Source organism: Stenotrophomonas sp. 610A2 (assembly GCF_030549615.1).
In the GTDB taxonomy this organism is placed as follows: Bacteria; Pseudomonadota; Gammaproteobacteria; order Xanthomonadales; family Xanthomonadaceae; genus Stenotrophomonas; species Stenotrophomonas pigmentata.
Map to the genome: position 1 here is coordinate 4,092,268 of NZ_CP130832.1, position 14,754 is coordinate 4,107,021.

The following is a 14,754-nucleotide window of genomic DNA, read 5'->3' on the forward strand; positions in this document are numbered from 1 at the left end:
GGTGCTGTGACCGGATTCTTGGGGGCTGTATGTATTTAGGGGGCCCCTGCCCTCACCCCAACCCCTCTCCCGGAGGGAGAGGGGCTTGTAGTGCCGAGCCATGCTCGGCTGGGGCTTCACCGGTAGAGCCTCAAGCGCAGGATCGCTGCGCTCCAAAGCAAAAGCTGCCCTCACCCCAACCCCCGCTCCGCGCCCCGGCCCTTGCGCTGGCGCAAGGGCGTTCGACGGGCAGCGAACCTGTGGTTCGCACCCTGCCCCTCTCACCCCGTGAACGGGAGAGGGGCTTCGAAGCCTGTAGTGCCGAGCCATGCTCGGCAGAGGCCTTACTGGTAACGCCCTAAACGCAGCATGGCTGCGCTCTACTGCAAAAGCTGCCCTCACCCCAACCCCTCTCCCGTGAACGGGAGAGGGGCTTCAAGAGCTTCAAGAGCCTGGAGCATCAAGCTTTACTTACGCTCAGCCGCACTCGCATCACGTGTCGCGCGGAAACTCTCTTCCGGGCTCCAGTTCGGCCAGTCACGCGAGTTGGCCAGCTTCTCGCCCAGGGTATAGAGCACTTCCAGGTCACGCGCGGCACCGGCGAAGGTCCAGTCGGCCTGCCATTCGTCGCCCTGCTGGTGGTAGCGCTTGGCGGTGTACTCGTCGGAAGCCTTCTTGCCAGCGGCGACGCCGCCGTCGATCCAGTCCTGACCCGCGCCATACGACAAGGCCGGCACGCCGCGCTTGGCGAACGGGAAGTGATCGGAGCGGAAGAACAGGCCGGCTTCCGGCTTGGTGTCCGGGGTGTAACGGATGTCCCAGCCCTTGGCCACGTCCTTGAGCTGGTCCAGCAGCTCGACCTTGGCCGTGCCATAGATACCGAAGTCACGCGACGGGCTGTACGGCGACATGCCGTCCATGTTGATCACCGCAACCGTCTTGGCCAGCGGGTACAACGGGTTGCTGGCGTAATACTCCGAGCCCAGCAGGCCCTTTTCTTCGGCAGTGACCGCCAGGAACAGCACCGAGCGCTGCGGCCTGGGCTGGGTGGCGAAACCACGCGCCAGCTCGACCAGCGCCGCGGTGCCGGAAGCATTGTCCATCGCGCCGTTGAAGATGCGGTCGCCACGTGCGTCCGCTTCACCAACGCCAATGTGATCCCAGTGCCCGGAATAGATGACGGTTTCATCCGGGTAGGTGCTGCCTTCCAGGCGCGCAACCACGTTGTGCGAGGTGATGACTTCGTTCTTGACCTGGTAGCTGGCCGAGAAGGTTTCACCCTTCAGCTCCACCGGCTGGAAGTCACGCGACTGCGCCCGCTTCTTCAGTGCTTCGAAATCCAGTCCGGCACGCTTGAACAGCTCCACCGCCAGGTCGCGCTGGATCCAGCCTTCCAGCGCAGGGTGCGCCTCGGCCGGGTTCTGCCGGACCACGTCGAACATGGTGTTGGTATTGGAGCCGGCCACCGTCGCCCAGCCATAGGACGCCGGTGCGGTTTCGTGGACGATCAGTACGCCGGCTGCGCCCTGGCGCGCACCTTCTTCGTACTTGTAGGTCCAGCGGCCGTAATAGGTCATGCCCTTGCCGTCGAAATCACCGGCGCCGGTCTCGAAATCCGGGTCGTTGATCAGCACCACGGCGATCTTGCCCTTCAGGTCCAAGCCCTTGAAGTCGTCCCAGTTGCGCTCCGGCGCCTTGACGCCATAGCCGAGGAACACCAACGGCGCATTGCTGATATCCACCGCGTTGGCGCCGTTCATGGCCGCGCGAACGGCGATTTCCTGACCCTGGGTCAGCGTCTGCGGCTTGCCCTGACTGCTCAAAGACAGCACCGGCTTGCCAACGATGTCGCCCTTCAGCAGCGGCACCGCCTGGGTCCACAGGCGCTTGCCGTCCTGCAGGTCACCGCCCGGCTGCATGCCGGCAGCGGCGAACTGCTTGCTCAGGAAGGCGATGGTCTTCTCCTCGCCGGCAGTGGCCGGGGAGCGCCCCTCATAGGCGTCGGAGGCGAGCTCGCGGACGTCGGCCGAGATTCGGGCACCATCGAACTTGGGTGGGGCAGCCATCAAGGCCGTGGATACCGACATCGCCAACAGGCTGATTACGACTCGTTTCACGCTGTACTCCAGTGGTAAGGCAACCCCCGGAGTGTAGCCAGCCCAGCACGCCATTGCGCAGTGTCTTATTGCAGGGTTGCCGCGCGGCCCAGCAGCGCCTCGCGTTCGCGCGCATTGCTGCTCAGCGCCGCGGCCTGTTCGAACGCCTGGCGTGCCTCATCGGCACGCCCCAGCCGCGCCAGCAGGTCACCGCGCACAGCCTGCAACGGCGCGTAGCCTTGCAGCTGCGGGTCATCGATCAACGCTTGCAACAAGCTCCAGGCCGGCAACGCGCCGTGGGCCTGCGCCACCGCCACCACCCGATTGAGCTCAACCACAGGTGAGGGCATCACTTCGGCCAGGCGCGCATACAGCACGGCGATGGCCTGCCAATCGGTCTGCTCGGCCAGTCTGGCGCGCGCATGGCAGGCAGCGATGCTGGCCTGCAGTACGTAGGCGTCATCGGCACCACCCATTTTCAACGCCTGATCCAATGCAGCCTGGCCGCGCCCGATCTGCAACCAGTCCCAGCGGCTTCGGTCCTGCTCCAGCAGCAACACAGCCGAACCATCGACAGCGGTCCGCGCACGCAGCCGCGAGGCCTGCAGCTCCATCAAAGCCAGCAGGCCAAGCACCGGTACCGTATTGGGCATCAATCCGGTCAGCACCCTGCACAGCCGCAGCGCCTCTTCGCATAGCGCCGGCCGCATCCAGTCCTCGCCGCTGCTGGCCGCGTAGCCCTCGTTGAACACCAGATAGACCACGTCCAGCACCGACTGCAAGCGTGCGGACAGCTCCTGCAGGCGCGGCACTTCGAACGGCACCTTGCGTTCGGCCAGCAGACGCTTGGCGCGGACGATGCGCTGGGCGATGGTGGGCTCTGGAACCAGATAGGCACGTGCGATCTCGGTGGTGCTCAAGCCGCACAGCAGGCGCAGGGTCAGTGCGACCCGCGCATCGGCAGGGAGCTCCGGATGGCAGGCGACGAAAACCAGCCGCAACAGGTCGTCACCGATGTCATCCAGATGATCGGACTGGTCCGCACCCATGGCGTAGTCCTGTAATTCATCAATGACCTGCGCCTGCCGCTGCGCATGCAGACGCCGTTGCCGCAGCCGGTCGATGGCGCGTCGCTGTGCGGTGGCCATCAGCCAGGCGGCGGGATTGTCGGGGATTCCTTGTTTTGGCCAATGCTCCAATGCCGCAACCAGGGCGTCCTGGGCAAGTTCCTCGGCGCTGTCGAGATCGCCGAGCATGCGTGCCAAGCGCGCTACCAAGCGCGGCGATTCCATGCGCCAAAGCGTGTCGAGCAGTCGTTGCAGTTGTGGATCGCTCATAGGGCGCGATCAGAGCATTGCGGTGCGACTGCCGCAAGTGCGGAGTGCAGCTTTGTAGAAGCAGCGTCTGCCGCGAAGCTGATGATGCATACGATCAAGGAAACTTCCATCACCGGGGCCCTAAACAAAAACCACCCCCTCCCCAGCCCTCCCCTCCGCCTACGGCGCAAGGGAGGGAGCGGAGCATCACAACTGCACGAACGGCTTGAACCCGCCCCAGAACATGCGCTTGCCATCGAAGGGCATGTCCTTCGGTCCCATCCCGGCCAGGCGTGGATCGGCCATAGCCTTGGCATTGACCTTGTCGCGGTGGGCGCGCGAGCGGAACAGCACATAGGCGAACACCACCACCTCGTCCTCCTTCAGCTTCACCGCCTGCGGAAACGAGGTGCGTTTGCCTGGCTTCACGTCCTCTGCTACCGCCTCGACGTACGCCAATGCACCGTGTTCTTTCCACACCTTGCCGGCCTTGCGTGCGATGCGCTTGTAGTCATCGAGTTTGGCGCTGGGTACCGGCAACACATATCCGTCCACGTAAGCCATGATCGTCTCCTGGTTATTGGCCCGGCTCGCCATCCATATGGGCGACTTCCCACAGGTGGCCATCGAGGTCCTGGAAGCCGCGCTGATACATGAAACCGTAGTCGCGCGCCGGCATCGGCTCGCTGCCACCGGCGGCCAGGGCCTTGTCCACAAGCTCATCCACCGCCTGCCGACTCACGGCCGACAAGCAGGTGATCACCTCGGTCTGCTTGCGCGCATCAGTCAGCGGTTTGTTGGTGAAGGTCTGGAAGAACGGCTCCACCAGCAGCATCACGAAGATGCTGTCGCTGATCACCATGCAGGCCGCGTTGTCATCGCTGAACTGCGGGTTGAAGCTGTAGTCCAGCGCAGCAAAGAACGTCCTGGACGCCTGCAGGTCACGAACGGCGAGATTGACGAAGATCATCTGCGGGTTGCCCATGCTCAGCCCTCCGCCGGCATCGGCTTCATGCAGTTGACCATCCACGGCTTGCCGTAGCGGTCAAGCAACATGCCCCAGCGGTGCGCCCAGAAGGTCTCAGCCAAGGCCATCTGCACCTGCCCACCTTCGGCAAGGGCTGCGAACACGCGCTCGGCTTCCTCGATGCTGTCCACGTCGACATTGATGGTGGTGGCACAGCTGCCATCAGCTTGCGGACCATCGGCGGCCATCAACGTTGCGCCGCCGGCTTCAACCTGGCAGTGCGCAACCTGATCCGCTTGCGGCATGAAGCCGCCGCAGCCCTCCGCATCCATGTCGGGACTGGGCGGCATGTCGCTGTACTTCATTTCCGATACAACCGTGCCACCCAAGGCCTTGGCGTAGAACGCCATCGCCTCGTGGGTCTGGCCGTTGAAGCCCAAAAACGGAATCAATTTCATTGTCCTGCTCCTGCTGCTCGGGGTTGGGTTCAGTTGTTGCGCTCGATCTGCTCGCGTAAACGCTGCTCCTGCGCCTGCAATTCCGGAGTGAAGGCCGCGCCGAAATCTTCAGCTTCGAAGAACGGGCGGATCTCCACTTCCACCGCACTGCCGTTGGTCGGGGTGAACGGGGCACGCTTGAGCCACTCCACCGCCTCGTCCAGCGAGCGCACCTGCCACAGCCAGAAGCCGGCCACCAGCTCACGGGTCTCAGTAAATGGGCCATCGATGACGCTGCGTCCTTCAGCGGCAAAGCGCACGCGCGCGGCCTGCGAAGTGGGCTTCAAACCCTCGCCAGCCAGCATGATCCCGGCCTTGACCAGTTCTTCATTGAAGGCCCCCATCGCCGCGATCTCCGCCTGCGTGGGCATCACCCCGGCCTCGGTCTCGGGGGTCGCTTTCACCAGCACCATCACTTTCATCGCCGTTCTCCGTTGCAGGCGGCATGCCCGCTACACATCAGGTACGACGAAGCACGGCAGGCAACCTCGACAAGCTCGCGCCCGATTTTTATGAACGGATTAATGCGGCACTGCAGCAGGTTTCATGCGACATGATCTGCGCTTCCCGCGCACGAGAACGTCCCACCATGAAATTCCTGCTGCTGATCTACATCGACCCGCAACTGCTGCAGACCGTACCTGCCGACGACTACGACGCGCTGATGCGTGGCTGCCTGCAACATGCCGATGCCCTGCAGACGCAGGGCACACTGTTGATGTCGCAACGCCTGCAGCCACCAACCACCGCTCAGACCCTGCGCAGCCGCAAGGGCCAGTCACGGATCATCGATGGCCCCTTCGCGGAGACCCGCGAAATCCTGGCCGGCTTCAACCTGATCGAAGCAGCTGACGCCGCCGAGGCCATGCGCATCGCGCGGCAATTCCCGTGGGCGGCGTACGGCAGCATCGAGGTGCGGGCGGTGGATCAGACGTAGCAGCCTAATGGCTTTTACCTCAAATCCCTGCACCTTATGCGCGAACTCGCTGACTCACAAGCAACAGGACTCGAGCAAAAGCATTGATTCCGTTGAGATGAGTCGAACTGCGAATACTGAAGAAGCCGATACGAAGGATATCGGCTTCTTCGCTTAGTGGATGCGTCGGATATAGCAGTACTTCGAATCTTCTGCTTGTGCCCGCGCCCGCCCCAACTTCATCATCTTACCGGCATCGATTCCGGAGCCCCCAACTCAACATGCTTCTTGCTCCAACCGCCCGAGTAAACTTCGTACCGTTTTTCCAATGCTGCCAAGAAGCGATCATCCGATGCCATGGTGCAGCCACCATGTCCGTCAACAAACTGATTGAAAGCTGCAGCAACAGGTAGTCCGCCAGCACCTGGAAGACATTGCCCCCTCCCATATACAGGATTGCTGGTCATTGCACGAAGCGATCGCTCGAACCGGCTTTCAGCCCGTAGGGCTGCGACATCATCCGAATAACGGCTTCCGAGCTCGGCCAAGATCAGTGCGCCAGCTCGCCGCTCTTCCTCGGTCGATTGATCAAGTGCCGAGTTGTAGAGGGTAGCTGCCTGGGCTTCTTTTCTCTCTGCAGCCAGAGCCAACCACGCCAAACCGAGCGACTTGTCCCGCGCTAGTCCGTCACCATTGAAGTAAGCCACGCCCAAGGCTCGCTGGGCGGCTTTGTTCCCCCAGCCAGCCGACAACTCCAGCATTTGGCGGGCAGATTCATAGCGGCCAGAATCCCAGTACTTTTGTGCGAGACAGAAGTTGTAGTCCCCCGGCAAGGCTTTACTGACACCAGTGTTGCAAACCAGTTGAGTGGGTTGCTGTCCTGATGCTGCCCCCACCTCGTCCGCTTGAGCGGAGAGCATTGGAATGCACACCAGCAGCGCAGATAGAGCAAAAGAATGGTTGCGCATTGCCATAACCTCCATTTTTCAGCTGGAAGGGATGTACTTGCAGCCTCTCTATATTTCTTTCAAATGAAGAGCGCAAGCAGAATTTCTATCACGAATATGAACCATTAATCGTTGACGGACTTCCGAGATTTTCTTGATAAACGAGACCCTCATCTGCAGCGCTCGTACCGGCTCGAACGCTGCCCATCTTGACAGCAGTTCCGCTACGCCAATGCTGACTCAGCAAGTGCCTGCTTCCCTGCAGAAGATGGCTTGCAGATCGGCAAATGCAAGATCTCAAATTGCAAGCGCTGACTCGGCCGGGAAATGGCGAGTTTGTAGTGCCAGCTCGCAGTGAACGCTGTCGAGGCAAGCAAGACTCACACTCTTCCCACTTGGCGGCGTGCTTGTACCAGAGCGTGGGGCGATCACGCTGCAGATGGCATGGGGCTTCGCTGGAGTATCACTGACAGCAGGGGGACCTCAGCCCAACTCCCCGCCTCGGCGCCCCTCCTGAAGCGACTACTCTGATCCTTGACAAAGCGTCGCTCGCATCCGGCCTGTTCGCACGACAAGGATCCTAGTTGGCGCCGCTGCATCGCGAAGACCAGATTGCGTTTACGGATCCGATCGGCGCGAATGCTCATGCGAGTGGATAAGGGACATCAACTCTCATGGCCCTGCATAGTCGGCAAATGTAGTCGAGGATCTTCAGCGGATTGCCAGCGCACCTTTCGATGAAGGTCCGCACATCACCTGATTCTGCCCAAGCCCGCTGACAACTGCTTGGCCATGTGGCCGACGGCTTTCCCTTCGACGCATACAGACAGCGTGCCGCTGCAAAGGCCCACTTCGCCAGGCCCCTCTTGCCTGACGCCCCATATCGACCACTTTTCCTAAATTCAGTCAACTAAAGAAGGAAAAGTGTGCAGACGGCTTGATACGGCATATTTCCAAATAAAAACAACAGGTTATGTTGAACAAGGCTCTCCCATCCTGTCATGCTCGAGAAGAAACCAAAAGAAGTCGCTTTGCAAGGAAAAAATTATTAATATATAAATCAAATACTTAGATCAAAAATAAGGATTACAGAACTTTAAAAAGTTAACCTTCTGTTTAGATTGCCCCAGGATATGGTTAGTATTCGTTCACCTTGGCTTTGCATTCGACCAACTTTCAGATGCAACCAAGCCCAAATGACTGACTGTTTTGTTCCAGGAGAGAAAACGCAATGATCAAAACCAAGACCATTCGCCGAGCATCGCTGTGCGTCGCTCTGGGCTTGTGCCTCGCCTCTACGGCGAACGCCCAGTCCAATGCGTCAGGCTCCATCTACGGCGCTGGCGGCGAGCCGGGTTCTACTGTGACTATCCGCAACACGGAGACCGGCCTGACCCGCGAGCTTCGCGTGGATGCCAATGGCCGTTACAACGCATCGGCGCTTCCAGTTGGCAAGTACCAGGTCGAGCTGAAGCGCGACGGCCAGGTGATCGCTTCCAAACCTGACGTGATCGTTCAGCTTGGTTCGGGCAGCGAAGTCTCCTTTGCCGCTGCAGCCGGCGCTTCAGGCTCCGCCACTGACATGGATCGCATTGAGGTCCGCGGCAGCGCAGCTGTGAAGATCGACGTGTCCTCCACCGACACGCGTTCGGTGTTCACCGCTGAGCAGATCGCCAAGATGCCGATCGGGCGCAACATCAATGCCCTTGCCTTGTTGACTCCAGGCGTTGTCGCCGCTGACTCCCGATACGGCAATGTTGCCTCCTTCGGTGGTTCTGCTGCTTCCGAGAACGCCTTCTACATCAACGGTTACGCCGTTACCAATCCGCTTACCAACCTAGGGTCGACCTCGCTGCCGTTCGATGGCATCAGCCAGTACCAGGCAATCACCGGTGGTTATGGCGCTGAATTCGGCCGTGCTACCGGCGGTGTGGTCAACATCATCACCAAGAGCGGCACCAACGACTTCAAGGCTGGTGCTCAGGTACTTTGGAGCCCGGACAACCTCCGCTCAAAGCAGCGCAACATCTACTACCCGAAGAACGGCACGCCAAACGATGGCCTGCTTTACCAGAACCTCAGCGCTCAGGAAACTGATTCGCTGACCTACGGTGCGTACGTCAGCGGCCCAATTATCAAGGATCGACTGTTCTTCTACGCGTCGGGTGAATTCGAGGATCAGGATCGCGTTACCGTCGCAACCCGCTCCAACACGGACTCCGGCTTCCATAAGCGCAACTATGAAGTTCCGCGCTGGCTGGCCAAGTTGGACTGGTACATCACCGACAATCACTTGCTCGAGTTCACCGGTATTGGTGACACCACCAAGCAGACCTTGTCCCAGTATGAGTACAACTACACCGGCACCAACCCGTTGACCGGCGGCAACACCAAGAATGCTGGCTACTACTATGAAGATGGCGGTGAGTTGTACATCGGCAAGTACACCGGCTATCTGACCGACAACCTGACGCTGACCGCCCTTTATGGCAAGCAGGAACAGGATCATATTGCTACCCCGTGGGGCTACGATCCTTCTGTCGTTTACGTCAGCGATTCCCGCAACAACCCGAATCCGGTTCGTTTCGGCGCTTACGACCAGCTCGACTTCCCTGATGCATACGACAAGACCGATGGCGGCCGTATCGACCTGGAATGGCGAATCGGAGACCACACACTGCGTGCGGGCTATGACGAACAGAACTCCGAGTCGCGCGCTGGTGAAGTGACGTCGGGTCCTGGCTATCGCTGGAGCTACAACTCGGTTGGCGCTGCCAATGCCAATCAGAACATCCCAGGCAGCGGTGGCGCGAGCGGCCCTGGTGGCAATGGTGACTACGTCATCAAGTACGTCTATGCCAACGGTGGCACCTTCAAGGTTGAACAGAAGGCTTTCTATCTGGAAGACCGCTGGCAGATCAACGATCGCTGGTTGCTTTCGGTTGGCGTCCGCAATGAGCAGTTCCAGAACTTCAACGCAGACGGCATCGTCTACGTGGAACAGAAGGATCAGTGGGCTCCGCGTCTGGGTGTGAGCTGGGACGTTTACGGCGATTCAACGCTTAAGCTCTTCGCAAATGCAGGCCGCTACCACCTGGCAATGCCGAACAACGTAGCACTCCGTGGCGCTGCAGGCTCGACGTACACGATGGAGTACTTCTCCTTCACCGGAATCGATCCGAACAACGGTACTCCGTTGGGCCTCACCGCGTTGGGCGACGGCCCGTACTCATCCAACAATGAGTACGGCCAGGCTCCAGACCCCGCATCGGTAGCAGCAAAGGGCTTGAAGTCCCACTTCCAGGATGAATTTGTCCTCGGTATGGAGAAGCAGCTGAGCGATTCGCTGGTGTTCGGCGCACGCTATGTCTATCGAGACCTGAAGAGCGCCATTGACGATGTCTGCGACTGGCGTCCCGCGTACAACTGGGCGATTGACAACGGTTATTCGGAGGATGTCGCGGAAGCACTTGGCGACGGCCTGAACCACTGCCGTTTGTTCAACCCGGGCGAAGCAAATACCTTCCAGTTGGACGATGGCAATGGCAACCTGATCACGGTTCCGCTGTCCGCCAAACAGATGGGCTTCCCGAAGCTCAAGCGTCGCTATCAGGGCATCGACCTGTTCCTGGAACACCCGTTCGACGGCAAGTTCTACGGCAAGGTGGACTACACCTGGTCGCACAACTACGGCAATGCCGAAGGCCAGTTGAAGTCTGACGTTGCGCAAGGTGACGTCTCTCAGACGATGGATTGGGACCATCCGGAGATCATGTTCCATGCAAATGGCAACCTTCCGAATGATCGTCGCCACTACCTGAAGGCGTTTGGCTTCTATCAGTTCAACCCGGAGTGGCGCGTCTCGGCCACCTTCACGATGATGTCGGGTCGTCCCAAGAACTGCACCGGTATCTATGCCGGTCCGGATCCGGACGGCGAGTTCAGCAATACTGTTGAGTACTCCGGCCCGTACTACCGTTACTGCAACGGAGAGGTTTCGTCGCGTGGCTCCGCCGGCACCACTCCGTGGATCGGCCGCCTGGATCTCGGCGCAGCTTACCGTCCGGCTTTCCTCAAGGATAAGCTGGAGCTGACTGTAGACGTGTTCAATGTAACCAACTCGCAGACTGCTCAGAACTTCATTGAGTACGGTGAAATTGGCTCTGTCGGCAATCCCTATGCTCAGACCGACCGCGTGGTCAGCTACTCGACCCCGCGCTACGTCCGCTTCGGGCTGCGCTACGACTTCTGATCGGAGAAAAGCAGCTAGCTCTCTCGAGCAAGTTTGATCCTATTGACCCCGACGCTCGCGTCGGGGTCTTTTTTTCTTGTGTACCCAGCCTGGCGAAAAGCCGCTTAGCAGTTAAAGATTTGCCATTCTCAAGGAATCCGCAAATAGCGTGCCTGATGACCTTGATCCTGCTCTTTCCCCCTCGACCAGACTTGTCCTGAAAGCTGCCCCGTCAAGCCGTTGGTGCGACAAAGACAAAGCTTTTTTGGGTTGTCATCAAGCCGATAGGTGGTGGTAAGGCTTGCAATTGACCCGACGTGGCGGCGACGGCACCACCGCCCCCCTTAACGTCTTTTCCGACAAAATGGGCCCCGAGGCCCAACGTGACTACAAGGCACTGTAGTTGGCAGCGGAGAAGCACACCGACAAGTGGTATGCCAGCTTCAACTACACCTGGGTCAAGCTCAGCGGCAACTACGAAGGTCTGGTGAAGAGCACCAATGGTCAGAGCGATACCGGTACCACCTCGGATTTCGATTTCGCCGAGATCATGTACGGCCCCGATGGCTATCTTTTCAACGACCATCGACTTACCTTCAAGCTATACGGCGGCTACAACTTCAACGATGAGTGGCAGGTGGGCGCCAACATCCAGGTACAGTCGGGCGCACCGATCAGCTGCCTGGGTGGTGGCACCGGCACGTTCGGCACCGAGTACGGCTACGCTGGCGTATTCCATACCTGCAACGTTGGCGAGGACGACATTTCCAAGCTGGGCAGCTCCGGCCGCACGCCATGGACGCTGAGCTTCAGCCCCAACGTGGTCTACAAGCCGAAGTGGGCCGAAGGCCTGAGCATGCAGCTGTCGGTGCTCAATGCCTTCAATTCGATCAAGCCGTTGCAGGTGTATGAGACCAAGTACTCGTACAACTCGGCGGGTACGGTCACTGACTTCTACAGCTACCGTGCCGGCAAGTACTACACCTCGCCACGCTATGTCCGCATGCAGCTTCAGTACGACTGGTAAACATCGGAAGATGCACGTAAAGGTGGGCACGGATCAAATGATCCGTGCCCACTTCCTGCATCCGCGATCTGAAGCATGAGCACAGCGCTCGTGCTCAAACGCTCACTGCTTGACGCTGATTTCCAGCGTGTTTCCTACCAAGGCCTGGTTGCCGCTGAAATCCTTGGCACTTATTCGGATGGTGTAGTTGCCCGGTTGCAGTTCCAGCAGCTGCAGCTCACCTTTCCCCAACAAACCATCGCGCACGGTATTGGTCAGCACATAGCGGAAGCGTGTGCTGCTGCTGCCATGCACGGTGATGCCGCTGTCGGCTGCGTACGCCAGCTTCACCGCTTCGCGCTGCGGCGGCATGCGATTGAAGATGATGTTGGTGCGTGGTTGTTCGTAGCCTGGCAGTGGCCTGCCACTGGCATCCAGGATCTGGTAGCCAAGACTGTACAAACCCAGCCGACGACGCGGCAGGTTGTTGTCGACCTGGTCCCAGGCCTCCACCACCAGTTGCAGACCAGCACCATTGCGTGGCACCAGCAGGCGGCCGTCGAGCTTCTCGGTCAGGCGTTGGTCGTTGCTGTCGAGCAGAGCGATGTCGTCGATCTTCGGGGCAACGTGGTCGGCGTAGTTGGAGAAGCCAAGACGTACCGCGTTGCGCTCGTAGCCAGATGGACCGATTGCGAGATGCACATGTGCCTGGTTGTTGATGCTGCCCAGTGCGTCACCGGGCTGGAAGCGGGTGCCGCGACGTACGCGCACGCGATCCAGTTGGCCGGCTTCGTCGTAGACAAGCTGCATGCGCGTCGGATCCAGCGGGCGGTTGGCTGCGTCGCGACCAACCTTCATGTGGATGTAATCGAGCTTGTCCAGCGACAGGCCTTCGGCCTGCCCACCCAGCGTCCAGGTCGATGCCGGGCTGCTGACCTTGGCGCTGGCAACCGCCAGCACGGTCTGGCCAACATCACCGCGCACATCGAAGCCGCTGTGCAGGTGGTGCCGGCTTTCGCCACTGAAGTTGCCGCGCACCTCGCCCAGCGTACCGGTGACTTCATGCCAACCCAGCTGCGGCGCCAACGGCCAGCGGCCTTGGTTGCCAGGCAGCGGATTGTCCGGCGATGGCCCGAGTTGCGGAGGCAGATCAGCCGCCGTCGCTGTGCGCGGCACGAGGTGGTGAATGCGATACGCATCGGCATCGCTCAGCAGCAGGCTGCCGTCCGGCGCCAGCGCCAATCCTGCAGGCCGCGCGAAGCGCTGCGCGTCGTTGCCCGCGACGGCCACCAGATGGCCATGCGGTGACAACTGCACCACACGGCCGCTCAGCCGCTCGCCCACATAGACCACGTCGTCATGGGTGATGGCCAGGCTCATCGGCCCCCACAGCACGCGATCGGCGTTGGGCATGCCAACCCGGGTGCTGACCATGCCGGTGCTGCTGACCGTGCGCAGCGCGTTGTTCTGCAGGTCGGCAACCCACAGGTTGCCGTGGCTGTCGAATTTCAGATCGGTGGGTGTATCAAAGCGTGCCTGCGCACCCTGCCCGTCTTCCCAGCCCGGCAGTGCACCGCCAGCGAGGGTGCTGACCGTGCCATCGGCGGCAATCACCCGGATGCGATCGTTCCAGGTATCGGCAACATAGATCCGGCCGTCCGCGCCCACCGCCACGCCCATCGGCCCATTGAAGCGCGCCTGTGGACCGTTGCCGTCGGCGAAGCCTGGCGTACCGTCGCCGGCCACGGTCGTGACCTGCCCCTGCGTGGTGATCCTGCGGATGGCGTGGTTACCGGTGTCGGCCACGTACAGGTTGCCCTGCGCATCCAGCGCGATGCCAGACGGCGTATTGAACCTCGCCGCAGTGCCCTGCCCGTCGGCGAAGCCTTCCACACCACCGGCCAGCGGTTGGAAGACACCGTCCAGGCTGCGGTAGAGAATGCGGTTGTTCTCGCCGGCATCGGCCACAAACAGCAGGCCGCCGCCCATCGTCACACCCCAGGGATCACTGAAGCGGGTTTGGTCGCCCTTGCCAGCGCTATTGCCTGCGATTCCGTCGCCGCCCAACAAGTCGATCTGCGCCTGCCAGCCCAAGGGTGTCGGTGCTGGGCCAAGCGGCTCAGGCGCCTGCGGTGCCCACAGGAAGCTGGCGCCCAAGGCGACAGCGGTGACGGCGACGACGGCAATTACCCAATGTTTGCGATCCATGTACACCCAACCAACGACGGACCCGGCACGATAGACGCTCACGGCCCGCGGCGAAACCGCCGAAAGCCCTGCCCGTTGGAGAACCGCGTGCATCTATATCTACAAGAAGACCTGATCCGCCTGCAGGCCGGGCAGACCACCGACATCAGCCTGCCGCTGTCGTTGTCCTCGCTGCTGGAGGCCGGCCTGCGGCACTTTCCACCGTCGGAGCAGGCATTGGAGCAGGCCATCGCCGCCACCGAAGACGCCTTGATGCCATGGATACCCGCCCTGCGCATGGATCCACTGGACCTGCTGGAGAGCTCGGATCCCGTGCTGGCGCTGTTGCCGGGCGTATTGGCTTACCCGCATCAGGCCATCTGCGAATTGGATATCGAGGAAGTGGAGCGGGCATTCAACCAGCTGGCGCAGGTAGCGGCAGGCATGCCGGCAAAAAACCTGGATATTCCGGAACGGCCGGATTTCGTCGCCGCGCTGGTGGTGGTGCGTGAGCTGATGCATCACGTGGGATGGCAGCAGTTGCGGTTGATGGAGGTTGGGACGGTTGGGGCTGAGAGCTGAAGCCAAGGTCCAAACCAAAGCCAAAGCACC

At 60.6% G+C, this 14,754-nt stretch carries 12 protein-coding genes; 4 read left to right on the forward strand and 8 right to left on the reverse strand.

Going from position 1 to position 14,754, the window contains the following annotated elements; genetic code table 11:
• Positions 1-446: 446 nt before the first annotated feature.
• From Q5Z11_RS18145 to Q5Z11_RS18170, 6 genes are all read right to left on the reverse strand, one after another.
• Entirely contained in the window at positions 447-2,096 is a 1,650-nt protein-coding gene (locus Q5Z11_RS18145; protein ID WP_303747695.1) for a M28 family metallopeptidase, read from the reverse strand.
• 65 nt (positions 2,097-2,161) lie between these two features.
• Positions 2,162-3,412, reverse strand: coding sequence for an RNA polymerase sigma factor (locus Q5Z11_RS18150; protein ID WP_303747696.1), 1,251 nt, complete (start codon positions 3,410-3,412; stop codon positions 2,162-2,164).
• A gap of 186 nt (positions 3,413-3,598) precedes the next feature.
• Positions 3,599-3,955 (reverse strand): DUF1428 domain-containing protein, encoded by a 357-nt coding sequence (locus Q5Z11_RS18155; protein WP_303747697.1) that lies wholly within the window; start codon positions 3,953-3,955, stop codon positions 3,599-3,601.
• Between the two features lie 13 nt (positions 3,956-3,968).
• On the reverse strand, positions 3,969-4,382 hold the full coding sequence (locus tag Q5Z11_RS18160) for a VOC family protein (RefSeq protein WP_303750084.1): 414 nt from the start codon (positions 4,380-4,382) through the stop codon (positions 3,969-3,971).
• Positions 4,379-4,816 (reverse strand): VOC family protein, encoded by a 438-nt coding sequence (locus Q5Z11_RS18165; protein ID WP_303747698.1) that lies wholly within the window; start codon positions 4,814-4,816, stop codon positions 4,379-4,381. Before Q5Z11_RS18165 ends, Q5Z11_RS18160 begins: the two co-directional genes overlap by 4 nt.
• A 29-nt stretch (positions 4,817-4,845) precedes the next feature.
• Positions 4,846-5,277, reverse strand: coding sequence for a YciI family protein (locus tag Q5Z11_RS18170; RefSeq protein WP_303747699.1), 432 nt, complete (start codon positions 5,275-5,277; stop codon positions 4,846-4,848).
• 167 nt (positions 5,278-5,444) lie between these two features.
• Between Q5Z11_RS18170 and Q5Z11_RS18175 the strand changes: the two genes are divergently transcribed.
• Complete coding sequence (locus Q5Z11_RS18175) at positions 5,445-5,792, forward strand: YciI family protein (RefSeq protein ID WP_303747700.1); 348 nt, start codon at positions 5,445-5,447, stop codon at positions 5,790-5,792.
• Positions 5,793-6,013: 221 nt separating this feature from the next.
• Here the strand turns inward: Q5Z11_RS18175 and Q5Z11_RS18180 are convergent, their stop codons facing one another.
• The gene (locus Q5Z11_RS18180; protein ID WP_303747701.1) at positions 6,014-6,739 is read right to left on the reverse strand and encodes a hypothetical protein; all 726 of its coding nucleotides are present in this window, start codon (positions 6,737-6,739) and stop codon (positions 6,014-6,016) included.
• Between the two features lie 1,210 nt (positions 6,740-7,949).
• Here Q5Z11_RS18180 and Q5Z11_RS18185 point away from each other — a divergent pair.
• Together Q5Z11_RS18185 and Q5Z11_RS18190 are read left to right on the forward strand one after the other, a co-directional pair.
• Positions 7,950-10,970, forward strand: a complete 3,021-nt coding sequence (locus tag Q5Z11_RS18185; protein WP_303747702.1) for a TonB-dependent receptor — start codon at positions 7,950-7,952, stop codon at positions 10,968-10,970.
• 382 nt (positions 10,971-11,352) lie between these two features.
• A complete protein-coding gene (locus tag Q5Z11_RS18190; RefSeq protein WP_303747703.1) occupies positions 11,353-11,976 on the forward strand; it encodes a hypothetical protein in 624 nt (207 codons plus the stop codon).
• A gap of 102 nt (positions 11,977-12,078) precedes the next feature.
• Here the strand turns inward: Q5Z11_RS18190 and Q5Z11_RS18195 are convergent, their stop codons facing one another.
• Positions 12,079-14,163 (reverse strand): NHL repeat-containing protein, encoded by a 2,085-nt coding sequence (locus Q5Z11_RS18195; protein ID WP_303747704.1) that lies wholly within the window; start codon positions 14,161-14,163, stop codon positions 12,079-12,081.
• An 87-nt stretch (positions 14,164-14,250) separates the two neighbouring features.
• Between Q5Z11_RS18195 and Q5Z11_RS18200 the strand changes: the two genes are divergently transcribed.
• Positions 14,251-14,724: a hypothetical protein gene (locus Q5Z11_RS18200; protein WP_303747705.1), complete on the forward strand. Its 474-nt coding sequence runs from the start codon at positions 14,251-14,253 to the stop codon at positions 14,722-14,724.
• The last annotated feature ends 30 nt before the right edge of the window (positions 14,725-14,754 follow it).